Genomic DNA, 25,615 nt, shown 5'->3' with positions numbered 1-25,615 from the left:
GGAGGGCAAGTGTTGAACAAAGTAAAATTTGAGCCTTATTGGCAGGGCTTTAAGCGAAGCCTTGTCACTTATACCCGTTTGCCTTTAAAAGTAGATTGGTCTGATGATGTGGCACATATGAACCCCATTGCCTTCTTGCCTTGGGTAGGAGTGGTCATTGGAATCATCAGTGCTTGGTCTTTGTGGTTTGATTTATCGACGTCATTACAAGCCTTGTTGATGCTGCTAACTGCGGTATTGATTACCGGTGGTTTTCATGAAGACGGACTGATGGACAGTGTGGATGGCCTGATAGGTGGTTGGACACCCGAGCAGCGCTTAGAAATCATGAAAGATTCGCGAATAGGCAGTTATGGGGCTTTGTCTATTTGGTTTGTGATGACCCTAAAGTGGCTGCTATTAACCGAGTTGTTAGGCCATATTAAAGAGTCCTTTTTAGATTTGCTCTTAGGGCTGGTTGCTTGGTGTGCCGTGCAGGTTGTGGCTCGTTTAACCCCACTCGTGTTAATGAGCTTTTTGAACTATGTCACTTTAGGTAATAGTAAGGCGCTTAACATGATCGCTAAACTTTCTAAGCGAGACTGGCTAGTGGCTCTTACGCCTGTTCTGCTGATGTTACTTTTTGCTTTCAACCTCACTGAATTATGGGTTGTGGTTTTGCTATTGATTGGTTTTTGGAGCTTGTTAAAGGCTTACTTGAATAAGAAAATTCAAGGCTTTAATGGTGATACATTAGGAGCAAGTGAACAGTTGAGCGAAGTGCTTGTGTTGTTTATCCTTTTGGCCTCTTTTTCATGAAATTATACCTCGTACGTCACCCTAAACCTGACGTTGCTACAGGGCTGTGTTACGGCCAGTTAGACGTGCCCATCCTTGACGGCTGGCAAACACAGGCCGAAGCAATACAGCGTTATTTATATGAACGACACGGTAAATTTGGTCATCCCATAGCTTATTTCCATAGTCCTTTAAGCCGAGCGTCACAGCTTGCCGAGCGAGTGTCGGCGGGTCAATCAAAACCTATAACGGCATTAAAAGAATTGGATTTTGGAGATTGGGAGGGGACAACATGGGAGCAAATCAGTAAGCAGCAAATTGACGCTTGGTTTGCCGACTTATCAAACAGTGCACCTTATCAAGGGGAGTCTTTACAAGATTTAGCTGATCGCCTGTGGCAATGGTGGCAATCACTGGATACATCGCAAACGGATGCTTGTGTTTTGGTGACTCACTCGGGTGTGATTAAAGTACTGGTCAGCTTACTTTGTCAATGGCCTTTGCAACAGTCGCATCGGATTGATGTAGGGTTTTGCAGTATCAGTGAGCTACAGGTACAGGGTGAATTAGTGGCGTTGAAAAGTCTCGGTGCAGGGGACTGGGTGGCGCAAAATAACAATTTATAAGTGGCTTTGGCCAATAGTCTGTGAGAGTAACGTATGTTGTTGTATGTACTAGGCATGATAGGTATTGCTGCCTTTGCAATTACCGGAGTCATTTCTTCGGGTAAAAAGAACATGGATTTGTTTAGTTTGCTGTTTTTAGGAATGGTGACCTCGCTAGGGGGGGGCACCATTCGTGATGTCATTTTGTCGGTGGAAACCGTCTATTGGGTAAAAGACACTTCATATTTGTGGGTGGCATGTCTGTCCTCTGCATTTGCCTTTTTTGCCGTGCGAGTTATAGAAAATCGTCAAACCGTATTTCATTATGCAGACTCATTTGGTTTAGCCTTGTTTACAGTGGTTGCGACCGACAAGGTGTTGCAGCTGGGCTTTTCGCCATCTATTGCCATTACTATGGGGATAGTTACTGGGGTTGCAGGGGGCATCATTCGAGATGTGCTCAGCCACCGACCACCCATGGTATTAGGAAAAGAGTTTTACGCTACCCCAGCTCTATTAGGAGCTTGTTTGGTTGTTCTGCTAGAAAAAAACGTGCCTTCCCATGAATTTAACTCGATTTACGCGGTGGCGTTAATCTTTATACTGAGGTTATTCGCAATACACCGTGGCCTGTACTACCCCAGTTGGCTGCTTTACAAAAAGAGATAAACTATGACCGAGTCTAAGCACAATTTAGAGCAAGAGAAACGCGAGGCTCGCCTTTTGAAGAAAAAGGCGGTTGTCGACCAGCGTATAGCCGCAGCCACCCAAGAGCGTGGGGTGAGCATTTTATTAACGGGTAACGGTAAAGGAAAAAGCTCCAGTGCTTTTGGCACTATGGCTAGAGCCATTGGTCATGGGCAGAAGTGCGCGGTGATACAATTCATTAAGGGACGCAAAGCAACAGGCGAGCAGCTCTTTTTTGGAGAGCATCCACAAGTAGAGTTTCATGTGATGGGGCATGGTTTTACATGGGAAACGCGCAACCCTGAGCTTGAAAAGCAAGCTGCAGAACAGGCTTGGGAGCTCGCGAAAAAGGTGCTTAATGACCCTCAAATACATTTCGTTTTATTAGATGAAATAACCTACATGTATAAATATGGTTATTTAGAGGAAGCCGATTTACTGACCGCTTTGGCGCAACGCCCTGAGCATCAGAATGTCATGATGACTGGCCGAACAGCACCAAGGGCATTGTTAGACAGTGTTGATACACACAGTAAAATTAATAATGAGCGTCATGCCTTCGCGAATGGTGTGAAAGCTCAAGCTGGTATTGAGTGGTAATTCGACTAGCAAGCTATAATACGGCCTTAAGTCGTCCTCATGTTGGGGCGCTTAAGGCGGCTATTGCACGGCAAGATGACCCTCAAGTGAATGCCATTCTCTCTGTCATCAAGCATATTAACGCTGACCTCTTATTGCTCAATGAAGTGGATTACGACGCTTGTCCTAGTTTGGTGAAGCAGCTTTCTGATCAATACCCTTATGCATTTTATCGCCCGGTTAATACGGGAATACCTTCGGGTCGAGATTTCGACAAAGATGGTATAGTGTCTAATAAAGGGGCCGACGCATTGGGTTTTGGCTGGTTTCCAGGCCAATATGGTATGCTTTTCGTTTCGCGTTTTCCAATTCTAGATAAGCCAAGTCGGACATTTCAGCACTTTCTATGGCGTGATATGCCAAATGCCAAACTCCCCCAAAAACAAGATGCAAGCCCATGGTTTGACGAAATGGACTTGGCCGTTTTGCCGTTGTCATCTAAATCTCATTGGGACCTTGTGGTTCAGTTAGATGATCGACAATTGCATTGTTTGTGCTCTCACCCAACGCCACCGGTTTTTGATGGCCAAGAAAGGCGTAATGCCTGTCGTAATCATGACGAGATCCGTTTCTGGCAAGACTACCTGTCTGGCGAGCCCTATATGTATGATGATCAGGGTGTGCTTGGCGGGTTTGCGGGTGGTGAGTTTGTTTTAATGGGGGACTTAAATGCATCTCCCTTTAGTGGCGATGCTTTTCAGGAAGCCATTACGCAGTTATTGACTCACCCCTCGATGCTGTCTCTCCCATTTCCCGAAAGTGAAGGTGCTAGGCAGCACTCTTCGCATCAAGCGTATAGCGAATACCATACTGCTGATTGGCGCATGATGGCAGATTATGTAAGGCCCAGTTCGGGACTAACCTTTGTTAATCAAGGGGTCTTCTGGCCAAGCAGGGAAGACCCCTTGATCTCGCTGTTACAGGATACCTCTGATCACAGACTGGTATATATTGATCTAGATTATTAAATATTAATGAGATTTATTCTCAATAAACTGGACGTTTGGCTTTGAATATACAATAATGATTCTCATTACTTTTGTTGATGGAGGATCAGATGCAGTATTGGGAACGACTTACTCGCCAAGCGAATCGCGCTTATTCAAGCCATGCTTACATGGAGTCAGTGGAACTTAATCGGCTGGCTTTGTCTTGGTTGGAAGCTTCTATTAAAGAAGATTTCGGACAAGACGCAGAATCCATGGTCGCAGCCGCGACAGTCAGTTACCTCAATATAGCGGAATCTTATACAGCACTTGGGGACTTCATTTCAGCAAACAGTCAATACGAGCTAGCAGTAAATTTCTTACAAAGCGCGTTACAACGAGAGGGTCTTGCAGACGAGCATAAAGCACTTATTGCCCGTACTGCCTCTCATATTCGTTTTGAATGGGAACTGTTTAGCAAAAGTCATGGTAAAGCGTTTACGTCTCAAAGTAAGGCGTTAATGCAGGCACTTACTAATGCTGTGTCTTACTCAAATACGGCGCTATCCCATTAATTTTTTACATTTCTATTGCGAGGTCAGTCATGAAACAAACGCTTAAACAGTCACTCATCCTAACTCCTTTGGCTGTGTGTAGCTCTTTAGTTAGTGCGCACCCAGGTCATGATCACTCCCATTGGACGAGTGAACCTATTCATATTTTAACTATGGTGGCGATTGGTACCGTGATGGTAGGCGGTGTTGTATATAAACAAATGTCTCGTCGTAACCAAAACAAAGAACAGGAGAAATAGATTATGTTGCACTCTATGATTCAAACACTTGATAAGCTTGTTGGTTTGTCTAGTGCCAAAGCCCATTGCGATATTCCATGTAAAATCTATGATCCTGCGACTGCACAGTTAGCCGCACTAAGTTGTGTTCGTATTATGGACTTAATTCATGAAATGTCTGACAAAGAGCTGAGTCTGGCTGACCAAGCGCAGCTTGCTCGTTTAGTGGCAGAGAAAGAAACCGCTAGCTCAGAAGTGAAAGAAGCGGTACGTATTATTTGGGGTGACTACTTCAAAGGTCCTCAATTTGAGCAAGTGCCTAATGCCCACGATCTGGCTCATGCCATTATGATGCAGGCGTCAAAATGTAAGCAAAGTATTGCTCGTGAAGAAGGTGAGAAGCTAGTGGAATTGGTGAATGAGTTTGCTGAGACTTTCTGGTTAACCAAAAGCGTACCGACTTATCGCGCTCCATGCCCTTATCCACCGAGTTTAGATGTTGTTTATGCCGATTTAAAAGCCTAATTCAGGGTATAAGTCAGTTCAAGGAGGCCCTATGTTTAATTTAATTAAGGTCGATGGTGACAGCATGTCACCAACCCTAATGGATGGGGATTACGTATTAACTGCACGTTGGTATCGTCGTTTGAAAGTAGGTCAAATAGTCGTTATTGATCATGCTTTATACGGCGTCATGGTGAAAAAAATCCTGCATGTTGCGCCAGATGGGCAGCTTTGGTTAGGGGGAGAGAACCCGCAAAGCTTACTGTCGGAGCGTATCGGCTGGGTGTCACCTCGGCGCGTATTGGGGAAAGTGTTGACCCATTTTGGTAAAACTAAACCCGCTGCTCCCCAAACTTAATACTGTCGATAAAAGTGTCTACAAAAGTAGACACTTTTATCGGTTTTTCGTCATTCTTCTTTTTGCTATACCCTTGGTCTTGCTGTCTAGTTTCAATAAAATGCCCTCCATTCCTATCTCATTCAATCTTGGAGACTGACATGTCCTCTGCGACTATGACACAAGTTAAGAAACACACTCGCCTTGAAGATGCGCAAGCGATGATCATTGGCACCCTAATTATTGCGTTGGCCGTGAATTTATTTTCCCATGCGGGGTTATTAACAGGCGGGACAGCAGGGCTTGCCTTTTTATTGCAATACAGTTCACCATTAAGCTTTGGACAAGCCTTTTTCCTATTAAATTTACCCTTTTATGCCTTGGCTATTTGGCACTTTGGTTGGGGGTTTACGGTTAAGACCTTTATGGCGGTATTTTGTTTGTCTGTTTTTTCAGATGTGACGCCATTGGTTATCTCATTTGACAGCGTTAACCCAATCTATGCCAGTATTGCGGGTGGCTTCTTAATGGGGGTTGGCTTTCTAATGCTGTTTCGCCACAATTCAAGCCTTGGTGGTGTGAATATACTGGCTCGTTATTTAGCTGAAAAATATGGCATGTCCATGGGCAAGTTCCAAATGGCAATCGACTGTGTGATTGTTCTTATGTCATTTTTCATGGTGGACTTAATGCTTATTGCTGTGTCTTTTGTCGGTGCCGTGGCGTTGAACATGATTATAACGGTAAACCATAAGCCTGGCCGTTACATGGGTAATGTTTAGTGAGTAGTGCGAAAAAGGTTTAAAAATTCAACTTGTAATGGACAGCCCAGTTTATCTCCATCAAAACCAGGTTTGTCCATTAAGAAGGCTTGCTTAGCGTTTCTTCCATCCGTTTGCTCAGGTATCATTAGCCTATTGTATGAACAAAAGGACTAAACATTGGAACTGCTAAAAGTAGACAGTTTGCTTCCCTACCTTGATGACCTTACGGACTTGCTCTGTGATGCCGTGGATTCAGGGGCACCAATTGGCTTTTTACCCCCTATGAGCGAAACGGAAGCCAAGTCTTATTGGCTTAGTGTGAATGATGACCTGCAGATTAACGCTCGCCAGGTATTATTAGTACGCGATGAAGACACAGTAGTCGGCAGTGTTCAAATTGGCATGTCTCCTAAAGCCAATGCTCTGCATCGTTGCGATATTGAAAAGCTAATGGTGCATACTCAAGCACGGGAAAATGGTATAGGTGGTATGCTCATGCAAGGCGTAGAGCGTGTGGCCGCTGCCATGCAAAGACAACTTCTCATATTAGAAGTGCGCAGTGACGATATTGCCCATGATATGTATGTTGGCATGGGGTATGTGCCTTTTGGTGAAGTACCAAACTATACCCGCAGTGCCAATGGTATGTTGCATAACTCCACATTCTTTTATAAAGAAATAGAACCCACTCACGAAGTGTTCAATTAACTCAATTTTAAGGTCTTCCTTTGAGACTCGATTTTTATTTATCCCATGTTACTGCCTTATCTCGAAAAGCGGCGAAAATTGCTGCGGCTAAAGAGCGTGTAACAGTCAATGGTGTGGTGGTTAAAAAGGCCAATCATGCTGTACAAGAAAATGATCTAGTGTGCTTAGATGGTGAATCCCTAGCCTGGCCATCAGAAGGGTATTATTTGCTACATAAACCAGCAGGTTACGTGTGTGCTAATACGGATGCTGATCACCCGACTGTGCTGGATTTGTTATCAGACCATAGAGGGCAGGATTTAAACATTGTGGGGCGTCTAGATATGGATACCACAGGTCTTTTGCTGTTAACCACAGACGGGCAATGGTTACACCGCATTACTTCTCCTAGAAATGCTTGTCCAAAACGTTACCGAGTTACCTTGGCAGAGCCAATTGATGCCAATGCGATTGCCTCACTAGAAACTGGGGTCATGCTCAACGGTGAAGACAAACCGACCTTACCTGCCAAAGTGGAAAGTGTTAACGAGAAAGAAATCTACTTAACCATCCAAGAAGGCAAGTATCATCAGGTTAAGCGTATGTTAGCAGCGGTCGGTAATAAGGTATTGCAATTGCATCGCGACCAGATAGGGGCATTGTGTTTAGATGAAACCCTATTAGAGGGCGAATACCGTGCCTTAACTGAACAAGAAATCGCATTATTTTAATTTCGGCTAAAAGAGTAAATATTCACTATGAAAGAATTATCAACCGAAGAACGTATTCAGCTGCTAATGGCGCCTGATGCAGAAAGATTAGAGCACTTTGTTAGTCAAGTAAAAGCTTCCGAGCAAGTGTGGAGTCTAAGTAATGAAGAAGGCTTCGTTATGGTCGAAACAGACGATGGCGACTGTGTGATGGTATGGCCAGATGCAGAATTTGCCAGCCAGTGGGCCATTGAAGATTGGGAAGACTGTGAGCCTGTGGCGGTAAGTTTAGAGACATTCAAAAGCGAGTGGTTACCTAGCCTTAAGATGGATAACATCACCATTGCTGTTTTTCCAAACATAGAAGACGAAGGTAAATTGTCGAGCGCACAAGAATTGACCGATTTGCTTGCTTAGAAAGTCGTTGTTTACTAAAGCGCTAAGTAAAATATGACAATGGGTTGAACCGAGCTTAACAACCAATTAAAAGGTTAAATAATGAGTATTCGTCAAGCTAACCGAATTGAAACACTCAATAAAATTTTAGAAGCAGCGGAGCAAGAATTCGGCCTGCATGGCTATAGTGGCGCGAGTTTGCAAAGTATTGCTGACCAAGCGGGGTTACCAAAAGCCAATATAGTGTATTACTTTCAGAGTAAAGAAAATCTTTATAAGAAGGTACTGAATAAAATCATTACGGGTTGGAATGATGTGTTTGCGAAAGCAACAATAGACGATGATCCAGCTGTCGTATTGGATCAGTTTATCCGCACTAAGCTTGAATACAGCTTCACGAAAGGGCGCTCTTCAAGGATCTTTGCGATGGAGGTGCTAGGTGGCGCTTATCATATTAGCGATTACCTTAAAGAAGAGCTTGGGCCTTGGTTTGAGTCGCGCATTGGTCTAATAAATGCTTGGATCCAAGCGGGTAAAATGGGCCAAGTAGACCCAGCGGCATTGATTTACATGATTTGGGCAACTACTCAGCATTATGCGGATTTTGAGTTTCAGATTCGTGCGTTAAATAAAGATCAAGCACTATCTGACGAGGACAAAAGCAAGGTCGGAGACACGGTTAGCGCCATCATATTGGCTGGCTGCAAACTCACACCACCAGACTATGCTTAGGGCTGCTCCCTAAGCATTCTTGGGAATTACTTGCTCGAATTGATATGCTGAATTAAGGCACGGATTTTAGCCGGTTTCGCTGGTTTTGCCATATAAGTAATGGCGAGTTTTTTGCAGGTCTCCACTAATTCAGGGTCGCGCATGGCTGTCAGTAAAATAGCGGGAATAGTTGAACCTGACTTTTGTCTCAGAGCCTTAATAAGACTGATACCATCGTGATCTTTGTCTAAATGGTAGTCCACAATAAGCAGCTCAGCCTCACCTGAAGCATTTAAGGTTTGCTCGTATTGATTGAAAGTACGGCATTCGCATTGCCAATGCTCTAGGAGAGCTTGTGTGGCGATTAAGTTCTTATCATCGTCATCGATACACCAAATAGAACATTGTGCCACATTACCTTCTTGTGGCTTAGAGGTTTGATCTTTAATCCTGACCTCAGTTGCTTGATTCTCCGCAAGGGGAATGCGTATGCCAAACCGGCTACCTTTACCGGGAATCGACTGTACTTCCGTGATCAGGCCTAATTGATTTTGCATGCGTCTTACTAAGCCTAAACCTAATCCCATGCCCGGTTCTTGGGTGTTTTCCCAACGGTAAAAGTCGTCAAAAATTTTCTGCTGTTCGGCAGCTGGAATACCGACCCCTGTATCCCATACTTGTAGGTACAAATACTCTGGTCGTTGTCGGGTGCTTAACAACACTCTTCCTTGTTGTGTGTATTTAACGGCGTTTGACACAAAGTTTTGAATAATTCTGCGTAAATACAGCGGATCTGAGTGTACTCTACTGGCTTGTAGATAGGTGCTTAAACGCAGGCCTTTGTTTTCTGCAATCACCTCAAATTCGGCAATAATGGGCGTCAGGATATCGTGTAGATTAAAGTCCTTCAGATTAGGCTGAACGGCCCCTTGATCTAATCTTGCGATCTCTAATAGCGTCGAAATCAGGGCCTCGGTAGATTCTAAGGCGTCGGCCAGTTTATGAGTGACTTGGCTCGACGCGGTGTTTAACTTTGAAGATTGCAAAATGCCCATATAGAGCTTAGCTGCATTTAAGGGTTGTAAAATGTCATGGCTGGCAAGGGCCAGAAACTCTGTTTTAGAGGCATTGGCTTTTTCCGCTTCAGCTTTGGCCATAATCAGTTCTTGTTCTGCCTGACTACGTCGATCAATCTCTTGTATCAGCTCCTGGTTCACACTCTGCACTTCTAAGGATCGTGCGGCAACACGTTTTTCTAGATCAATGTTGGCTTCTTTTAATGCTTGCTGGCTTTCAATATGATCAGTGACATCAGTATAACTGGTAACAAAACCCCCATCCGGTAATGGATTACCAACCATTTCTATGACTCGGCCGCTGGCTCGGCGGCGTAAAAAACGGTGTGCCGTCCCACGTTTCAAATGTTCCAGACGTTTATGAACGAGCTCTTCAATTGGACCAACGCCACATTCCCCACGAATAGCGTTATAGCGGATCAGCTCTTCTACAGGTAAGCCGACTCTTAACATGCCATCGGGATAAGGGTACAGGGCCAAATAAGTTTTATTCCACGCAACAATACGTAGGTCCTTGTCGACCACACTAATGCCTTGGTCCAGGTTGTCCATTGAAACGAATAACAAGTTCTGGCTAAACTGAATCGCTTGGGTCGTTTCATCGAGATAGGTCACCATTTCCTCTACCTTGATCTGTTTATCAATCAAGATAGAGTTAATGATGGTCCGTGCTGATGAGGCTCCCAATACGCCTCCAAGAATACGTTCGCAATAGTCAATAAATAGGCGGTTCGGTGTCGCGTTTGCCCCAAGGCTATCACTGTAGTCGCGCTGGAAATGGGACAGCACTTGTTGACATTTCTGCTGCCCTAAAAAGGTTTCGAGTAGGACGAAAAAATCCCCATTAGTGGCTTTACTTTTTGGTTTGAAAAAACGGTTTTCAAGCTCCGTGGCGGGGCTAACAAAGGCCGTGGCTTGGAGACGGTCAACTAAGCGTTCGGTGGAAAGTAGAGAGCCCACAATGTAGCCAAAAATGTTGGCGACCAAGCTAATGAGGGTGCCAATATTAATAAGATCGGATCGAGATTGGTTTCTCTCGAGGCCCCAATCCATATTGCCTGTTAAAGGCAACATGGTGAACAGTAACCAGCACAAAAAGCCTAAGGTTAATCCTGTATAGACCCCATAAGCATGGCCTCTGCGCCAATATAATCCCCCGACAACCGCAGGCATTAACTGTAAAACAAGAGAGAAAGCCAGTATGCCAGTGCCAGCAAGAGACTCACTGTTGGCCATGGTCTGATAGTACAAAAATGCCAGCATTAATATACCCAGCATTACGATGCGCCGAATAAGTAGAATACGCTTTTGATAAACGGGTAAGATCTGTTGTTGGGCAGAGGCACGAGCCAACATAAGAGGCAAAATGACATCGTTACTGATCATGATGCTAAGGGCGAAGGTCGCCATAATGATCATGGCCGTGGTAGCAGAAATGCCCCCTAAGAAAATTAAAATCTGTAAGGCTAGGTTGTTAGACCCCAGTGCTAATTGAATCACATAGGTATCAGCATTAATCTGGTCAGAAAATAGGACCTGCCCAGCAATGGCAATAGGGGGAATAATGGCAGCGAAAATAATCAAGTACAGTGGGAATAGCCACCGTGCCATATTAAATTGAGCGCCGTGCTGATGATCTACTACGGTCACATGAAACTGACGGGGTAAGCAGACAACCGCAGCCGCTGACATAAAGGTTTGCATAATAAAAGAAAACGAAACCCAGCTATTAGCATGCCAAACACTCGAGTCGACACTAGCGATAATCGATTCTTTATCAAAATCTCTCAGCATCCAAAATGCAATCGCACCCACGGCAATAATGGCGATGAGCTTAAAGAGTGATTCAGTACCAATCGCCAACATCATACCGGAGCGATAATCGGTAACTTCTACTTTACGAGTCCCAAATAACATGGCGAAGATGCCCACCATGGCAGTGGCAATGAAAACAACGAACGTGGCGGAAGACTCGCCTTGATCAACGAATAAAGAAAAATTGAATGCTAAGGCTTTAAGTTGCAAGGCAATATAAGGGATTACCGCCAGCATGGCGATAAGAATTACTAAGGGCGCGGTAAAAGGGCGCTTACCATAACGTGATGATATGAAGTCGGCGATAGAGGTAATATTCTGTTTATTACTGACATTAATTAGCTTTTTTAAGAAAGGGTAAGCAAAGGTGTAGAGTAGAATGGGCCCTAGTAATATGGGAAGGTAGCTCCAACCTGAGCGTGCTGCTTCACCAATGGAGCCAAAGAAGGTCCATGCGGTACAGTAAATAGCAAGAGAGAGACTGTATACGATAGGGTGGCGAGTGAGCTTTTTTGCTAATGGGCTTTCTTTGTCTCCCCAAAGGGCGATCCAAAAAAGGCCTAAGACATATAAAATAGCCAACAAAATCCAGAATAGAGTCATATCTAGCAACCCAAGCTAAGCAAAGTTACAACACTAAAAATGTACCACATACTCGGCCAAAATCCTCTACGACTATGGTCGGCAGGAAGGGTAAATTATTTCGTTTTTAGAAAAAATCCCTTTCTGTTTATCGTATCTTAACTTAGTTTTTGAAATGATAATATCTTGGAAATTCACTTAGAGGAGCGTCAGGTAATGATTAATAATCCTTCACCTTCCATTAGAGCTTACCATGCGCATTTATATTTTCATGATAAAGTAGGTTTGGCGTTAGCAAAGCAAATAGCGGAGCGTGCGAGTCAGTTATTTCCAGTTCAGGTCGGGCATTTTCATGAAAGGCCAGTTGGGCCGCACCCTGTATGGAGTTGTCAGTTGTCCTTTGCTCCGCAAACTTTTGCTCAAATTGTGCCTTGGTTGATGTTAAATCGTCAGAACTTGGATGTTTTTTTACACCCTGTTACGGGGAATAACTATTTAGATCATACTCAGGGTATAGCTTGGTTAGGTCAATCCTATGCTCTTGATATTTCTAGATTTATCCCTATTTAAAGGGCAGGTGTAAATATTGGAGGAATAAATGGAAGATTGGTTCAAACAGTTTGTTATTTTATGGTCAGTAATAGACCCCATTGGAACCATACCTGTATTCCTTGCCGTTACAGCGCGTTTTACTAACCCAAAACTTGCTCGTAAAGTGGCCTTTAAGGCCATACTTATAGCCAGCTTAGTACTGCTCTTTTTTGTAGTTGCAGGGGAATATTTACTGGATGAAATGGGGATTCCTTTGGCCGCCTTTCAGATTGCGGGAGGGCTGGTGCTCTTCTTATTTGCTCTTACTATGATCTTTGGGGAAAGTAAGCCAGATGAAGAAGTGGGAATGATCGAAAAGGGCATGCACAGTGCCGTTTATCCTCTTGCTATCCCTTCGATCGCTTCTCCTGGTGCTATGATGGCCGCCGTGCTGCTAACGGATAATAATCGATTTTCCGTCGTCCATCAGGCAGTGACAACGGGGGTGATGCTCAGCGTATTATTGATTACCTTTATTTTAATGTTGCTAGCAACGCATATTCAAAAAATCATTGGTGTAGCTGGTGCAAGTGTCATTAGTCGAGTCATGGGACTAATTCTGGCTGCTGTGGCGGTGAATGCGACGCTAACCGGTGTAGAGCTTTATTTTGGACTAGAAACAGCGGTGCAAAATAGTCAAATGCTAGCGCCATCCTGAGAGAATTATATCTTTGGGCTAGAAATTTGTTTTTTAGTCCCAATCTATTTTGATTCGATCATGGCTTGGTTTGGTTCAAGCTATCTTAAGGGGTCGCGACGTGACGGTGTACTGCAAAAATTTGCTTGAATCAATCACTCGTTCCTGACACATAAAAGTTGGAGAAGCACATGCAAATTTCTGAAAATGCCGTTGTCAGCATGCATTACACATTGAAAGATGAACAAGGTGAAACCCTAGATACCTCAGTGGGCCAAGATCCTTTAGTTTTTCTAAGTGGCGCGCAAAACATTATTGATGGCTTAGATAAAGCTCTACAAGGTAAGTCGGCGGGTGAAAAGCTGGACGTGGAAGTTGCCCCAGAAGACGCTTACGGCGCGATTCATCAAGAACTTATTCAAAAAGTGCCGCGTGAGAATTTCCAAGGTGTTGATGAGATTCAAGTGGGTATGCAGTTCATGGCGCAAACACCGGGTGGTCAGCAACCTGTGACGGTAATCGGTGTGGAAGACGATGGTGTGATGCTAGATGGTAATCATCCACTGGCCGGTAAAACACTAACGTTTGATGTAGAAGTCATCGAGGTTCGTGAAGCCACAGCGGAAGAAATTGAACATGGTCATGTTCACGGTGAAGGTGGTGCTCACTAAAGCATAAATTGGCCTACACACTTAAAAGCGGCAGCGAGTGCCGCTTTTTTCGTTCTAAAGCTTACGCATCTTCAAAAGTGGTGATTGCTTCTTGAATCTTTTGGCGGTAATCCTCGGGCAACTCAATTGCAGCTTTCTGTTGTTTTGAAAAACATACGTAAGTGACCTGGGCATCAGCTACTAGCGCCTTAGTGTCAGCGTTTACAATACGCTGGGACATAGTAATACTTTTTTGCCCCAAGCTCGAAAACACAGTTTGTACTTCTAGGATGTCTGCAAAGCTGGCTTCACTGCGAAAATTGATATTAATGTTAACGATCGCCCAAGCAATGCCCTGCTGCATGAGGTCTGCCCCCATGCCAAAGTCATCAAAAAAAGCCCAGCGGCCTTCTTCTAAAAACTCTAGATACCTAGCGTTGTTAACGTGTTGAAATATGTCTAAGTGAAAGCCTCGAACTTTAATTTGTACCGTACTTATCATATGGAATCCTTGTTATTGTTAATGATGTCCAGTTGCATAAGGGTACTGAGCAGGAAACCGCAAACAAATAACAAAAACGCTCGAATTTCATTGCAAAACATACAAGAGGGAATCTCAGTATGCTTTGCAACGTCGTAGGTTTAGTTCAAACCTTCAATCAATACATGTTGGCTATGGGAGCCGGCGGTTCTTGCTTTTAATAACGGTTGGTATTCGGGGGCGTTCATAAAGTCGATTGCCGCACTTCTATTGGGCCATACCAATATGACTCGAACGGCAGGTTCTTCTTGATCGGTAATTTTGCCCTCTAGACGTTCGTGGTTGCTGGTATTTGCTAGATATTGCCCCCCATATTTGGTGACCAGATCGCCAGCTTTTGCTACATAATTTGCTAGCCAATCTTGAGAGATTGGAGTGACTTCAAGTACGGAGTAATAGGCCATAATGTTCTCGCTTGGTATGCTTCGTTGTTAAGTGGCACTATTTTATCTTCTTGTGTATATTTAAATAATCCTGTTTAATTTTGAATGACTTTATAAGAATTTTTGAAAATGAATGCTGAATATCTCAAGCTATTTATTCGTCTCGCAGCGACTCATAACATTAGCCAAGCTGGTGCTGAGTTAGGTTTATCGCCTGCGGTTGCCAGTAATCACCTCAACAAGCTTGAAGAGAGCTTAGGTGTTCGACTGCTGCATAGAACCACTCGTAAGGTGTCGTTATCTCAAGAGGGAGAATCCTTTCTACCTTATGCACAAGAGGTCATTGCTAGCATGGAGGCTGCTCGAAATGCCGTAGGTGCAGGTAATCATTCGCCATCAGGTAAATTACGTGTGACTGCACCGGCGTCATTTGGGCGTATGCACCTAGTGCCTGCTATTAAGGGGTTCCTTACCCAATACCCTGATATCTCTCTGGAATTACGTTTATCAGACACCATTGTCGATATGGTGGAGGGAGGTTTTGATATTGCGATTCGAAATGCAGAATTAAAGGATTCCAGTTTGATTGCCCGTAAGTTGGCTACAGACAAACGTGTTGTCTGTGCCGCTCCTAGTTACCTTGCTGAGCATGGCTATCCGCAATCCCCTAAGGATCTTGATAATCATATGTGTATTAATTTGATTGGCGTAGACGGGTGGCGTTTTAAGTCTCCTCAGGGAGAGTACTTAGCAAAAACCAAGGCGCAGTTTCAAACAGATAATGGCGAGGCCATGCGTGACGCTTGCAGTGCAGGCTTAGGCTTGGCTATTAATGCCACTTGGAGCGCCTATAAAGAGCTTAAATCCGGTGAATTAGTGGTCGTATTAGAGGATCACCCGTTGGCGGCAGATGCGGCCATTTGGGCTGTGTACCCTAGCTCACGTTTGTTAGCTCCCAAAGTGCGTGCTTTTATCGATTACTTTTCCAGTTACTTTGGGGATAACCCATATTGGGATCAATAAAATACTGATAACCCCATTTATTTTTCGGATATAAGGAAGAAGAGAAAGTGTTCAAATCTATTCACCATGTGGCGATCATATGTTCAGACTACCCGAGGTCAAAAGCCTTTTATACGCAAATTTTAGGCTTAAGGGTAATCGCAGAGAACTACCGAGAAGCTCGGCAATCTTATAAGTTAGATTTAGCGTTACCTCAAGGTGGGCAAATAGAGTTGTTTTCTTTTCCGAAAGCACCAGAGCGTCCCTCACGGCCTGAAGCGCAAGGGCTTAGACACCTTGCTTTTAATGTCGAATCGGTCGCCATGGCGAGCCAATATCTTCAATCCAAAGGAGTTGAAGTCGAACCCATCCGCATAGACGAATACACTAACCGAGCCTATACCTTCTTTAATGATCCAGATGGCTTACCATTAGAGTTATATGAACAAGGTGAGTGACTTTAATGCGCTAGAAGCGAGTGTCCGCCAGTGTCGCCTTTGTGACAATATTCTACCAAACCCTGCTAAGCCTATATTGCAGATACACCCTTCGGCCAAGATTCTCATAGCAGGGCAAGCGCCTGGTCAACAAACCCATGACAAAGGTAAGCCGTTTGATGACCAAAGTGGGGTTCGTTTAAGGCAGTGGTTAGGAGTGACGGATGAACTTTTTTATGACCCCACTCTCTTTGCTATTTTGCCAATGAGTTTCTGTTTTCCTGGCCATAAAGTTCAAGCGGGGAAGAAAGTGGCAGATTTACCGCCAATTGCCCAGTGTGCAGAGCATTGGCGAGAGAAGGTCCTCGCTCAGCTAACACAGATTAAGCTCACTTTAGTGCTAGGTCAGTATGCTCAAAAATACCATTTCGATGAAACCCTCAAAGTGACTGAGCAGGTCGCCCTATGGCGCCGTAGTTTAAAAGAAGGGCGTTTGCTTTTGCCCCATCCAAGCCCAAGAAATCGTTTCTGGCTAGCGAAAAACCCTTGGTTTGAAGCCGAGTTAATACCTGAGCTTCGCATTCTTATTCAGCAATTAATCCCAAGCTAGGCTCACGCAGCATGGTAACGTGTGGAATATTGTCTTCTAGGTAGGGAGTTGAAACTGTATGGAAACCGTGGCTTTCATAAAACTTTCGCAAGTGAGCTTGGGCACTTATTTTAATGTTTGTGTTGGGCCAATTTTGTTGGCAAAAAGTAAGGCATTGGTCCATTAGTAAGTGGCCTATCTTGCTACCCCGATGAGATTGTGCAACCAATACTCTGCCTAGGCTTAAGGCATTTTCATAAACCAAACCAGGTGCCATGATGCGTGCATAGGCACAGGGCTGATCTTGATCAATGGCATAAACATGAAAAGTGTCATCGATAATGTCTAGGTTGTCTAATTCAGGGTAAGGGCAGTTTTGTTCAACCACAAATATATCACAGCGAAGCTTTAATACTTGATAAAGGCGCAATGTAGAAAAGTGGCTAAAAGGATGAGTTTGCCAAGTAAACATATCAAGCTCCGCTCGTTTAAAAGGAAAATTTTGCCCCGAGCTGTGTCATTCGTAAAGGAAATTATTGTTCAAACTTGACAAGCGGACCGCAAAATTATAATTAAGGTGTATAAAGCTTCAGTTTTGATATAAATATAGAAAATAATAAAAAAAGAGAATTTTTATGAAGAACTTATCTGAACACTTGTCCCAATACGCTTATTACCATCAAAATCCGAGTAATGTCGCCACTCATTTTGTCGGTATTCCCATGATTTTAATCGCCATTACTGTGCTGCTTGCCAAAGTCAGTTTCACTATACATACATTTTCTATAAGTTTGGCGATGGTTGCAGCGATTCTAGTGTCGCTATTTTATTTACGGTTAGATAAAGGACTTGGTGCTTTAATGGCAGGAATTTTATTGGTTTGTGTTTGGTTTTCTCATTATGTTGCCAGCCTTGATACGGTCATTTGGTTAGCAACAGGCCTAGGCTTATTTGTGGTAGGTTGGGTGTTCCAATTTATCGGTCATTACATTGAAGGAAAAAAGCCAGCGTTTGTTGACGATATTGTTGGGTTGATAATAGGGCCTTTGTTTGTTCTGGTGGAATTGCTATTTTTATTTGGCTTGAAAAAGTCATTACAACAGACAATTAGAGTATCTTGTGAAGAGCAGAATCGTATGGTGCAGGGTAGTGGGAAAGTTCAATAGGTGGGGAAGGGCTTAGGGGTGGTGCGTTTAAGTTGTTATTTTCGCAGCCATTCCTAAATGCCAGCTTGAAAAAGTGGCTTAAAAATCAAATGCTCTGATTAAGCGTGTTTGATTGTGAAAGGGTTAAGGTTAGCTTTAAGTGCAGAGAAGAAAGCTTTTACACCTTGAGTGGCAGATACAATTAGGTCTGCAACATATTCAGCGCGCTGAGCATTGGCCATAGCCATGTATTTTTCAGACTCTGAAAGGTAAGAAGTGTCAACAGATTCAAGCATTTCAACGATTGATTTTTGAGTGTCCATAATAGGTTCCTTGTCATTAGTTAGTAATAAAATTACCGGATAAGCTAATGATAGAGAGCGGCTGTTAAGAAGACAAACGATAAAAATTACCTTCATAGTTGAAAAAAACTCAACTATTTATGACTTCTCTTTTGAACTGTCCCACTTTTCATAATGGACCGCAGACGATACTGGTCGCCGGGTTTGCCAATTGGCTCTTTGTAAGTCCGGTTGGGCATGAAATTCACTGACGTAACCAAGGCATAGGTAGGCAATAATTTCTAAATCGTCTGGAATGCTTAATGCCTCTCTTAGTACCTCGTCGTGCAATATGCTCACCCAGCCCATGCCGATGTTTTCAGCTCGAGCCGCCAACCATAGGTTTTGAATCGCACAAACGGAGCTGAATAAATCCATTTCAGGTTTGGCAGTACGACCTAATACAACAGGACCCGTGCGACTGCGGTCGCATGTTACGCAAATACCTAAAGGTGCTTCTTCTATACCTTCAAGCTTTAAGCTTTTGTATTGTGCTTGGCGTTCACCTTGAAACAGTTCTGCGGCTTCTTCATGGGCTTTTATAAAGCCTGCTTTGATGGCTTTCTTGGTGTCTGGATTCTTGACTACGATAAAATCCCATGGCTGCATGAATCCAACACTGGGGGCATGATGAGCGGCTAATAGGATACGATCTAAAACGTCATTAGGAATGGCTTGAGGGGTAAATTCACGACGTACATCACGTCGAGAAAATATGGTCTTGTAAACGGCGTCTCTCTCTGTTGGACTGATCATTAATGCATAACACCCAAATTTGAAAGCTTGCCATTATGCAGAAAGAGACATTGAACACCAAGTGAGGAAATACCCCTTAAAGGTGAGCGCTATTCATATAGCTAACCGCACAGTGTGGTTAGTAGAGGGTCGTTGGCTTTTAAATTGTGCCACTTAGGTTGATCAACTGAATCTTCATTGGCTTTTAAAAAGTCGCTTCTGGCACCAAGGTGACAGTCAATAACTTGCGGGACTCTTTTTGCCAGACTGCGGCGTTCGAAAAAATAGAGATCCGCTAGAATTAAATCAGGGTTTACTTTATTACGAGCTGAATTGGCAACATCCACAGCAATAAAACGCATCGTTTGTGGAACCACATAACTCCAAGGACGCCAAGGTGCTTTTTCCTCAACGGCTTTTACAACAACAACACCTTCAGGTAGTAAACTCGCTTGGTGTTCGTACCAGCCATATTCTCCTTGAATTTGAAAACCCAGCATCGCCATGCCAGCAAAGGTAGGAACCAGCCATTTTGGTGCGTTTTGTCTAGTCAGCTTACACAATAATAGTGCGATACCTGCACCACCAATACCTGCAAAAATAGTCGCAATTAATTCCCAAATCATAGACTTTCTCTTGTTAAGAAGACAGGCCCACACTAGGTAGGCCTGCTTGAGTTTACTTAGTGATCAACTGCTTGACCCGCACCTTGTGGGTAGCGCACGCTTTCTACTAAGTCTTGGATTTCTTTTGGTGGTTCTTCTGTCATTGACGATACCACAAAAGCAACTGTGAAGTTAATCACCGCACCAATGGCACCAAAAGACAGAGGAGAAATACCAAATAACCAGTTATCAGGTGTGTTAGCGAAGGTCGCTGTTCCAGGAATGAAGAACCAACCTAGGAACATAAAAATGTACACAAGAGTACAGCCCAAACCCGCCAACATACCTGCAACGGCCCCAGTGCTGTTGATGCGTTTCGAGAAGATACCCATCATCAGAGCTGGGAAAATAGAGGCGGCAGCAATGCCGAATGCCAAGGCAACAACTTGAGCTGCAAAGCCGGGTGGGTTCATGCCTAAATAGGTTGCTACCACAATGGCAACAAACATGGACACCCTGGCAACCTTGAGTTCCCCTTTCTCCGTTATATCAGGGTTGATCGACCCTTTAATTAAGTCATGACTGACCGCCGAGGATATGGCTAATAGTAAACCTGCTGCTGTAGATAGGGCGGCGGCAAGGCCACCTGCTGCAATCAAGCCGATTACCCAGCTTGGTAAATTAGCAATCTCTGGGTTTGCCAATACAAGAATGTCTCGGTTTACAACTAGCTCGTTTCCTTCCCAACCACGTGCAGTCGCTTCTTCTTGGAAGGCAGGCGTGTCGTTATAGAACTGAACTCGTCCATCGTTGTTCTTGTCTTCGAACTTGATTAGACCTGTTGTTTCCCAAGTTTGCACCCAGTCTGGACGTTCTGCGTACTCAATCGGTTGAGCGGTAGGGCCTTCAGGGTAAATAGTGTTTACCAAGTTTAGTCGAGCCATAGAAGCTACTGCTGGAGCTGTTAGGTACAATAAGGCAATGAATACCAACGCCCAACCAGCAGACCAACGAGCATCCGCTACTTTTGGTACCGTGAAGAAACGAATAATAACGTGCGGAAGACCAGCTGTACCTATCATCAAGGACAGGGTGAACAGCACCATGTTGAGCTTGTTATCGACATCGGCGGTATAGTCTCTAAAGCCGAGTTCTCGCACCACTTCATCAAGCTTTTGCAATAAAGGAATGCCAGATTCAGTATGTTCAGAGAATAAGCCTATGGCTGGAATAAACGTATCGGTTAGTTGTAACGAGATGAACACAGCTGGGATTGTATAGGCAATAATCAAGACCACATATTGTGCAACTTGAGTATAAGTAATCCCTTTCATACCACCCAGTACCGCATAGAAGAATACGACAATAGCGGCAATGGTTAAGCCAGTGTTCTTGTCTACTTCAAGGAAGCGTGAGAACGCCACACCCGCACCGGTCATTTGGCCGATAACATAGGTTACAGAAGCAATAATCAAACAGGCAACGGCCACTAAACGGGCTGTTCGGCTGTAAAAACGATCGCCAATAAAGTCTGGTACAGTGAACTTACCAAACTTACGTAGGTAAGGAGCGAGCAACATAGCCAGTAATACGTAGCCCCCGGTCCAGCCCATTAGGAATGTTGAGTTTGCATACCCACCTGCGGCAATAAGCCCTGCCATGGATATAAAGGAGGCCGCCGACATCCAGTCTGCTGCGGTTGCCATTCCGTTTAGCACAGGGTGTACACCACCGCCGGCTACATAGAATTCTTTCGTTGAGCCCGCTCTGGCCCAAATAGCAATACCAAAATACAGGGCAAAAGAGCCCCCTACAAAGAGTAGGTTAATGGTAAATTGATCCATATTCATTACTCCTGTAGGCCAAATTCTTCATCAAGTTTGTTCATTTTCCACGCGTAGAAAAAAGTCAAAATGATGAATGAGATGATGGACCCTTGTTGGGCAAACCAGAAACCTAAATCAGTACCGCCAATGTGAATGCCGGACAAAAGAGGACGTAATAAAATGGCAAAGCCATAGGAAACCAGCGCCCAAACCACTAAGCTGCCTAGTATCAGCCGGAGGTTTGCTTGCCAGTATTTTTCTGCATTAGTGCTATTATCGGACACGGTAGATCTCCTTATAATTATTTTTATGAGCCTCTTCACTTTAACAGGGGAGTGGCAAGAAGAAAGTCAGACTTTAGTCGTATAGGTAGTCCTAATGGATCAAGCATTAAGAGAAAAAATAGCCACAGTTTGTGAAGATAAGATCCGTCAGAAAGGCGAGAGCGTACAAGTTTCTTTTTATGCCTTTTTTGCTAATAAGAATGATGACCCAGAGCGACTCATGAGTGCTGCTCGCTGGTGGATTGAAAAGCACGCTTATAACCACTTTGAAAAAGCCAGTAAAATTTATGCACAGATCAAAGCAGAAGAAAGTGTTAATCAATCCCAGTCAATTGGGGGCTTGAACCATATAACACTAACGGTATCCGACTTAGCAAGGTCATTGGCATTCTATCAAGGAGCCCTAGGGTTTCATGGCCATGTTAGCTGGCGCAGAGGGGCTTATTTGAGCCTTGAAAATTGCTGGCTTTGCTTAACTCTTGGCGAGCCACAAGTTAGCCAAGATTACAGTCATTTTGCTTTTTCTTGTGATCAGGCAAAAATGCAAGATTTGATTACAAGAAGGGACGAGCTAGGTTTAAGAGTCTGGCAAAGCAATAGCAGCGAAGGCGACTCTTTGTATCTATTAGATCCAGATGGACACAAGTTAGAGCTACATCAGGGCAACTTGGCCAGCCGCTTAGCTTATTTAAAAAGTCATCCGTACGACGGTTTAAAGTGGCTATGATGAACAAGCAAAGAATACCAAATTCAGAACTAGAGATTACTAAGATTTCAGCGGAACAAACGTTAGCCATTCGCCAAGCCGTGTTGTGGCCTGAACTTAGTAGAGATACCTGTCGCCTTAAAGAAGATGACGAAGGCCATCATTACGGGGTATATCATCTGGAGGAACTTGTTTGCGTAGCGTCAATATTCATACAAGATGGGCAAGCTAGATTACGAAAATTTGCAACCAAAGCCTCCTATCAAGGTCGTGGTGTGGGCGGTTTTATGTTGCGCTCGATATTGGCTGAACTACAAGGAGACCCAACGGTTACAGGTTTTTGGTGTGATGCCCGAGTGACGGCCGCCTCCTTCTACGAAAAGTTTTCAATGCAAATTGAAGGAGATACTTTTTATAAAGGGCCTGTGCTTTATCATAAAATGAGCTTATATTGGTGATGTGGCAAACATTACCTACGTGCAGGGAGAGCAGGATGATTACAGGCATTTTTATCGCTTCACAACATGATTCAGTCCAACAGGAAATGACGGCAGTCAAAGTAACCAAAGGGAAAGGTATCGTAGGGGATCGGCATTACGGTCTAATGCAGGAGGAAGGTCAAAACATAACCTTTGTCGAAAGCGAAGCAATTCAAGCCTTTAACGAAGAGTTCGGTCAGGTCATTACCCTGTCAGATACCAGACGTAACATTGTGACACAAGGTGTATCGTTAAACCAATTAGTTGGAAAAGAGTTCAGTGTTGGAACTGTTCGTTTCTATGGCGTCGAATTATGCGAGCCTTGTGCCCAACTTGGGCAAAAGCTCGCTACTAGTCAGTGTCATCCTGCTCAGGTTGTTGCTGCTTGGCACCATAGAGGCGGTTTACGTGCTGATGTGTTAAGCAGTGGCGTACTAGGTGTCGGCGACATTTTTGACCTAGGTGAGGGCGCTTCGCTTTAGGTCTGATACCAGTACAAAATCTCTTAGGTTATCAAATTGGTGATTAAATGGCTGCTCTTGGTGCTCATATTGGCCTGACAAACAAGCGTTCACAACCTCTTGAGCCAGTGCAATGTATTGGCTTTTAGGAGGTGAGTTTTCAGACTTTGTAGTTGCATTATCATTCGGGCTTAGCCAGCTCTGGCAGAGTGTTTCGAAGCTTGAACGGGCGACCTTTTTATTTTGAAAATGCCATAGATCCTCTGCTTTGTTATAAGCATAGTAAGGCAGTAGGCTGAGACCATGTTGCGCTACAAATTCAAAAGCTTGCAGTATGAAGTTGGCTTCTGAATCTTCAATAAAATAGTTTAAATTGAAACGAACCCAACCTGGTTTAAGGAGCGTTTCCTGACACGCCAAGGCTTCTTGAATGCGTTGGCTTTTATGATTATCTATATTGAGCAATTGATGTCCGTATGGTCCAGCACATGAGCAACCGCCGCGTACTTGAAGGCCAAATAAATCATTTAATAACGCAGTAACAAAGCCATGGTGTAAATAGCCTTTTGGCGTTTTAATGCGCACCGCTGTAATGGTTAGGGCAGGGGCAGATGTGTGACCTAAACATTCAATTTGTGGGTGCTCAGACCAGCGTTGTGTGATTTTTTCGTTTAGTACTTGTTCTCTTTGTTCAATATAGTGACACCCCACAGCCTGTTTTAATGCCAATACCATTCCTGCTCTAATAGACTCTACGATTCCTGGTGTTCCACCTTCTTCGCGGCGCTCGCCAACAGGAAGGAATTGATGGTCATTTGGTGTCACAAATGACACAGTACCACCGCCAATGATACTGGGCTTTAGGTTCTCAATAAGCTGTTTTTTTACGACTAGAATACCCGGGCTGCCTGGGCCGCCAATAAATTTGTGGGTCGAGAAAAAAATGGCGTCTTTTGCACTATGACCCTGTGGATTCATGTCTAACGTAACGTAGGGCGCAGCCCCAGCAAAGTCCCAACAGGCAAGAGCTTGATAACGCTGTAGTAAATCGGTGATGGCATTTTGGTCGGCTAAAATCCCAGTGACATTTGACGCCGCACTAAAGCTGCCAATTAAACGTTTGCCTTGTTGAGCCTGCAAATGTTGTTCAAGATCATCAAGGCAAATACCGCCACTACTCGATTCTTTAACACGTATAAGGTTTACCCCTAGTTCACGCCAAGGCAGCTCATTGGAATGGTGCTCGTATGGCCCAATCAGAACACAGGTGCGCTGGCGTTCTTGATCACTCAAATTCATTAAACCAAGTTGACGAATGAGAACTTGAATAGCGGCGGTTGCCCCTTGGCCGCAGAACACCACCAGGTCATCAGAATGGGCATTTACGGCCTTTCTAATTTGTTGACGAGCCTGTTCCCGATACTGGGTGGTTTGTTGGCCTGTTGCGTTAGCCTCAGTATGGGTGTTGGCGTACCAGGGTAATACTTTTTCTAGAATACTTTGTTCAATAAACTCCAAGCTTCTGCCCGATGCCGTGTAATCTGCATAGGTCAGTTGGCGGGCCCCAAAAGGAGTTTCAATAAGAGCGTCTTTACCAATAATGCCTTGGCGAATTTTGTCAATTAAGCGATCTGTTGTGGATTGTGTTCTTGATGATTCGCAACGCATGGTAAAGCCTCATTTTGAGTGCTAACACCTTAACGCTACTCGTTAGCTCCTTCGTTTTCAAAGGTTAGCGGTAACTGAGTCGTCCACTTTATTTGCTCCATGGCAAAGTTTGAAGTGACGTCTGTTAAAGAGGTAGCACTGATTAATTTTTTATAAAAACGATCGTAAGCTGGTATGTCTTTTACGAGTACTCGCAACAAGTAATCGTATTCCCCAGCCATTCGATAAAACTCCATGACTTCTGGGAAGTCGGATACAACCTTAGTGAATTCCTCTGCCCAGTTAGCGACATGTTGGCTGGTTTTTACTTGCACAAAAACCGACACGCCTAAGTCGAGCTTGTCTGCGTTTAATAACGCCACTCTACCTTGAATGTAACCCGCGCTTTCAAGCTTTTGAACACGGCGCCAACAGGGGGTTTTAGAGAGCCCAACGTGGTTGGCTAAAGATTCTGTTGAAATACTATCATTGCTTTGAATTAAAGCAAGGAGTTGCATGTCTATGTTATCAAGGTTCATTTTGTTCT

The 25,615-nt window shown here is 44.1% G+C and carries 35 protein-coding genes and 1 pseudogene; 25 read left to right on the top strand and 11 right to left on the bottom strand.

Annotated features, from left to right (window positions below; translation table 11 throughout):
- The first annotated feature begins 9 nt into the window (after positions 1-9).
- The 14 genes from cobS (at position 10) to ACYVGZ_RS11005 (ending at position 8,557) form a co-directional block, all read left to right on the top strand.
- Complete coding sequence (gene cobS, locus ACYVGZ_RS11070; protein WP_460755329.1) at positions 10-798, top strand: adenosylcobinamide-GDP ribazoletransferase; 789 nt, start codon at positions 10-12, stop codon at positions 796-798.
- On the top strand, positions 795-1,403 hold the full coding sequence (locus ACYVGZ_RS11065) for a histidine phosphatase family protein (RefSeq protein WP_460755326.1): 609 nt from the start codon (positions 795-797) through the stop codon (positions 1,401-1,403). The genes cobS and ACYVGZ_RS11065 overlap by 4 nt, the downstream gene beginning before the upstream one ends.
- A gap of 33 nt (positions 1,404-1,436) precedes the next feature.
- Positions 1,437-2,051, top strand: coding sequence for a trimeric intracellular cation channel family protein (locus ACYVGZ_RS11060; RefSeq protein ID WP_460755323.1), 615 nt, complete (start codon positions 1,437-1,439; stop codon positions 2,049-2,051).
- Between the two features lie 3 nt (positions 2,052-2,054).
- Positions 2,055-2,669 carry a cob(I)yrinic acid a,c-diamide adenosyltransferase gene (gene cobO, locus ACYVGZ_RS11055; RefSeq protein ID WP_460755320.1) on the top strand — a complete coding sequence of 205 codons (615 nt, stop codon included), beginning with the start codon at positions 2,055-2,057 and terminating at the stop codon, positions 2,667-2,669.
- Positions 2,663-3,676 carry an endonuclease/exonuclease/phosphatase family protein gene (locus ACYVGZ_RS11050; RefSeq protein ID WP_460755318.1) on the top strand — a complete coding sequence of 338 codons (1,014 nt, stop codon included), beginning with the start codon at positions 2,663-2,665 and terminating at the stop codon, positions 3,674-3,676. Before cobO ends, ACYVGZ_RS11050 begins: the two co-directional genes overlap by 7 nt.
- A gap of 89 nt (positions 3,677-3,765) precedes the next feature.
- A complete protein-coding gene (locus tag ACYVGZ_RS11045; RefSeq protein WP_460755314.1) occupies positions 3,766-4,209 on the top strand; it encodes a tetratricopeptide repeat protein in 444 nt (147 codons plus the stop codon).
- A gap of 29 nt (positions 4,210-4,238) precedes the next feature.
- A complete protein-coding gene (locus tag ACYVGZ_RS11040) occupies positions 4,239-4,448 on the top strand; it encodes a hypothetical protein (RefSeq protein ID WP_460755311.1) in 210 nt (69 codons plus the stop codon).
- A 3-nt stretch (positions 4,449-4,451) separates the two neighbouring features.
- Positions 4,452-4,952 (top strand): superoxide dismutase, Ni, encoded by a 501-nt coding sequence (sodN, locus tag ACYVGZ_RS11035; RefSeq protein ID WP_460755309.1) that lies wholly within the window; start codon positions 4,452-4,454, stop codon positions 4,950-4,952.
- 31 nt (positions 4,953-4,983) lie between these two features.
- On the top strand, positions 4,984-5,289 hold the full coding sequence (locus tag ACYVGZ_RS11030; protein ID WP_460755307.1) for a S24/S26 family peptidase: 306 nt from the start codon (positions 4,984-4,986) through the stop codon (positions 5,287-5,289).
- Positions 5,290-5,429: 140 nt separating this feature from the next.
- The gene (locus ACYVGZ_RS11025; RefSeq protein WP_460755304.1) at positions 5,430-6,050 is read left to right on the top strand and encodes a YitT family protein; all 621 of its coding nucleotides are present in this window, start codon (positions 5,430-5,432) and stop codon (positions 6,048-6,050) included.
- Between the two features lie 159 nt (positions 6,051-6,209).
- Complete coding sequence (locus tag ACYVGZ_RS11020) at positions 6,210-6,740, top strand: GNAT family N-acetyltransferase (protein ID WP_460755302.1); 531 nt, start codon at positions 6,210-6,212, stop codon at positions 6,738-6,740.
- Positions 6,741-6,760: 20 nt separating this feature from the next.
- Positions 6,761-7,450 carry a pseudouridine synthase gene (locus tag ACYVGZ_RS11015; protein WP_460755299.1) on the top strand — a complete coding sequence of 230 codons (690 nt, stop codon included), beginning with the start codon at positions 6,761-6,763 and terminating at the stop codon, positions 7,448-7,450.
- Positions 7,451-7,477: 27 nt separating this feature from the next.
- Entirely contained in the window at positions 7,478-7,846 is a 369-nt protein-coding gene (locus ACYVGZ_RS11010) for a DUF2750 domain-containing protein (RefSeq protein ID WP_460755296.1), read from the top strand.
- A gap of 81 nt (positions 7,847-7,927) precedes the next feature.
- Complete coding sequence (locus ACYVGZ_RS11005; RefSeq protein WP_460755294.1) at positions 7,928-8,557, top strand: TetR family transcriptional regulator C-terminal domain-containing protein; 630 nt, start codon at positions 7,928-7,930, stop codon at positions 8,555-8,557.
- 26 nt (positions 8,558-8,583) lie between these two features.
- Here the strand turns inward: ACYVGZ_RS11005 and ACYVGZ_RS11000 are convergent, their stop codons facing one another.
- Positions 8,584-12,030, bottom strand: a complete 3,447-nt coding sequence (locus ACYVGZ_RS11000) for a PAS domain-containing hybrid sensor histidine kinase/response regulator (protein ID WP_460755291.1) — start codon at positions 12,028-12,030, stop codon at positions 8,584-8,586.
- Positions 12,031-12,225: 195 nt separating this feature from the next.
- Here ACYVGZ_RS11000 and ACYVGZ_RS10995 point away from each other — a divergent pair, with 195 nt between their 5' ends.
- From ACYVGZ_RS10995 to ACYVGZ_RS10985, 3 genes are all read left to right on the top strand, one after another.
- A complete protein-coding gene (locus ACYVGZ_RS10995) occupies positions 12,226-12,579 on the top strand; it encodes a DOPA 4,5-dioxygenase family protein (RefSeq protein ID WP_460755288.1) in 354 nt (117 codons plus the stop codon).
- Positions 12,580-12,607: 28 nt separating this feature from the next.
- Positions 12,608-13,258 carry a MarC family protein gene (locus ACYVGZ_RS10990; RefSeq protein ID WP_460755286.1) on the top strand — a complete coding sequence of 217 codons (651 nt, stop codon included), beginning with the start codon at positions 12,608-12,610 and terminating at the stop codon, positions 13,256-13,258.
- 170 nt (positions 13,259-13,428) lie between these two features.
- Positions 13,429-13,908 carry an FKBP-type peptidyl-prolyl cis-trans isomerase gene (locus ACYVGZ_RS10985; RefSeq protein ID WP_460755283.1) on the top strand — a complete coding sequence of 160 codons (480 nt, stop codon included), beginning with the start codon at positions 13,429-13,431 and terminating at the stop codon, positions 13,906-13,908.
- A 61-nt stretch (positions 13,909-13,969) separates the two neighbouring features.
- Here the strand turns inward: ACYVGZ_RS10985 and ACYVGZ_RS10980 are convergent, their stop codons facing one another.
- Both ACYVGZ_RS10980 and ACYVGZ_RS10975 read right to left on the bottom strand, forming a co-directional pair.
- Positions 13,970-14,389 (bottom strand): acyl-CoA thioesterase, encoded by a 420-nt coding sequence (locus tag ACYVGZ_RS10980; RefSeq protein ID WP_460755281.1) that lies wholly within the window; start codon positions 14,387-14,389, stop codon positions 13,970-13,972.
- Positions 14,390-14,529: 140 nt separating this feature from the next.
- Positions 14,530-14,832, bottom strand: a complete 303-nt coding sequence (locus tag ACYVGZ_RS10975; RefSeq protein WP_460755278.1) for a DUF1330 domain-containing protein — start codon at positions 14,830-14,832, stop codon at positions 14,530-14,532.
- Positions 14,833-14,940: 108 nt separating this feature from the next.
- Between ACYVGZ_RS10975 and ACYVGZ_RS10970 the strand changes: the two genes are divergently transcribed.
- Genes ACYVGZ_RS10970 through ACYVGZ_RS10960 form a run of 3 tightly spaced genes read left to right on the top strand, consistent with a single transcriptional unit; the run spans position 14,941 to position 16,860 of the window.
- On the top strand, positions 14,941-15,834 hold the full coding sequence (locus ACYVGZ_RS10970; RefSeq protein WP_460755275.1) for a LysR family transcriptional regulator: 894 nt from the start codon (positions 14,941-14,943) through the stop codon (positions 15,832-15,834).
- Between the two features lie 47 nt (positions 15,835-15,881).
- Complete coding sequence (gene gloA2, locus ACYVGZ_RS10965; protein WP_460755272.1) at positions 15,882-16,271, top strand: SMU1112c/YaeR family gloxylase I-like metalloprotein; 390 nt, start codon at positions 15,882-15,884, stop codon at positions 16,269-16,271.
- Positions 16,255-16,860: a uracil-DNA glycosylase family protein gene (locus tag ACYVGZ_RS10960; RefSeq protein WP_460755270.1), complete on the top strand. Its 606-nt coding sequence runs from the start codon at positions 16,255-16,257 to the stop codon at positions 16,858-16,860. Before gloA2 ends, ACYVGZ_RS10960 begins: the two co-directional genes overlap by 17 nt.
- On the opposite strand, the gene ACYVGZ_RS10955 is transcribed toward ACYVGZ_RS10960, so the two are convergent.
- Positions 16,835-17,311: a GNAT family N-acetyltransferase gene (locus tag ACYVGZ_RS10955; RefSeq protein WP_460755267.1), complete on the bottom strand. Its 477-nt coding sequence runs from the start codon at positions 17,309-17,311 to the stop codon at positions 16,835-16,837. The genes ACYVGZ_RS10960 and ACYVGZ_RS10955 overlap by 26 nt on opposite strands.
- 163 nt (positions 17,312-17,474) lie before the next feature.
- Here ACYVGZ_RS10955 and ACYVGZ_RS10950 point away from each other — a divergent pair, with 163 nt between their 5' ends.
- The gene (locus ACYVGZ_RS10950; protein WP_460755264.1) at positions 17,475-18,005 is read left to right on the top strand and encodes an Mpo1 family 2-hydroxy fatty acid dioxygenase; all 531 of its coding nucleotides are present in this window, start codon (positions 17,475-17,477) and stop codon (positions 18,003-18,005) included.
- 98 nt (positions 18,006-18,103) lie between these two features.
- On the opposite strand, the gene ACYVGZ_RS10945 is transcribed toward ACYVGZ_RS10950, so the two are convergent.
- From ACYVGZ_RS10945 to ACYVGZ_RS10925, 5 genes are all read right to left on the bottom strand, one after another.
- Complete coding sequence (locus ACYVGZ_RS10945; RefSeq protein WP_460755261.1) at positions 18,104-18,307, bottom strand: RSP_7527 family protein; 204 nt, start codon at positions 18,305-18,307, stop codon at positions 18,104-18,106.
- Between the two features lie 117 nt (positions 18,308-18,424).
- Positions 18,425-19,081 (bottom strand): 5,6-dimethylbenzimidazole synthase, encoded by a 657-nt coding sequence (gene bluB, locus ACYVGZ_RS10940; protein ID WP_460755259.1) that lies wholly within the window; start codon positions 19,079-19,081, stop codon positions 18,425-18,427.
- Between the two features lie 101 nt (positions 19,082-19,182).
- The gene (locus ACYVGZ_RS10935) at positions 19,183-19,686 is read right to left on the bottom strand and encodes a hypothetical protein (RefSeq protein WP_460755256.1); all 504 of its coding nucleotides are present in this window, start codon (positions 19,684-19,686) and stop codon (positions 19,183-19,185) included.
- 56 nt (positions 19,687-19,742) lie between these two features.
- Positions 19,743-21,509: a sodium:solute symporter family protein gene (locus tag ACYVGZ_RS10930; RefSeq protein WP_460755253.1), complete on the bottom strand. Its 1,767-nt coding sequence runs from the start codon at positions 21,507-21,509 to the stop codon at positions 19,743-19,745.
- 5 nt (positions 21,510-21,514) lie between these two features.
- Entirely contained in the window at positions 21,515-21,775 is a 261-nt protein-coding gene (locus ACYVGZ_RS10925) for a DUF4212 domain-containing protein (RefSeq protein WP_460755250.1), read from the bottom strand.
- A gap of 94 nt (positions 21,776-21,869) precedes the next feature.
- On the opposite strand from ACYVGZ_RS10925, the pseudogene ACYVGZ_RS10920 reads away from it, so the two are divergent.
- The 4 genes and pseudogenes from ACYVGZ_RS10920 to ACYVGZ_RS10905 all read left to right on the top strand — a co-directional run.
- Positions 21,870-22,049: pseudogene (locus ACYVGZ_RS10920) on the top strand (DUF6500 family protein); the annotation flags it as partial.
- Between the two features lie 57 nt (positions 22,050-22,106).
- Positions 22,107-22,502: a VOC family protein gene (locus ACYVGZ_RS10915; protein ID WP_460755694.1), complete on the top strand. Its 396-nt coding sequence runs from the start codon at positions 22,107-22,109 to the stop codon at positions 22,500-22,502.
- Positions 22,502-22,939, top strand: a complete 438-nt coding sequence (locus ACYVGZ_RS10910; RefSeq protein ID WP_460755247.1) for a GNAT family N-acetyltransferase — start codon at positions 22,502-22,504, stop codon at positions 22,937-22,939. The genes ACYVGZ_RS10915 and ACYVGZ_RS10910 overlap by 1 nt, the downstream gene beginning before the upstream one ends.
- 35 nt (positions 22,940-22,974) lie before the next feature.
- Positions 22,975-23,442 (top strand): MOSC domain-containing protein, encoded by a 468-nt coding sequence (locus tag ACYVGZ_RS10905; RefSeq protein ID WP_460755245.1) that lies wholly within the window; start codon positions 22,975-22,977, stop codon positions 23,440-23,442.
- Here ACYVGZ_RS10905 and ACYVGZ_RS10900 read toward each other — a convergent pair.
- Positions 23,419-25,089, bottom strand: coding sequence for an aminotransferase class V-fold PLP-dependent enzyme (locus tag ACYVGZ_RS10900; protein WP_460755242.1), 1,671 nt, complete (start codon positions 25,087-25,089; stop codon positions 23,419-23,421). The genes ACYVGZ_RS10905 and ACYVGZ_RS10900 overlap by 24 nt on opposite strands.
- Positions 25,090-25,124: 35 nt before the next feature.
- Entirely contained in the window at positions 25,125-25,607 is a 483-nt protein-coding gene (locus ACYVGZ_RS10895; protein ID WP_460755239.1) for an Lrp/AsnC family transcriptional regulator, read from the bottom strand.
- Between the last annotated feature and the right edge of the window lie 8 nt (positions 25,608-25,615).

Source organism: Marinomonas epiphytica (assembly GCF_054780655.1).
This window is presented reverse-complemented; position numbering and strand designations above follow the sequence as displayed.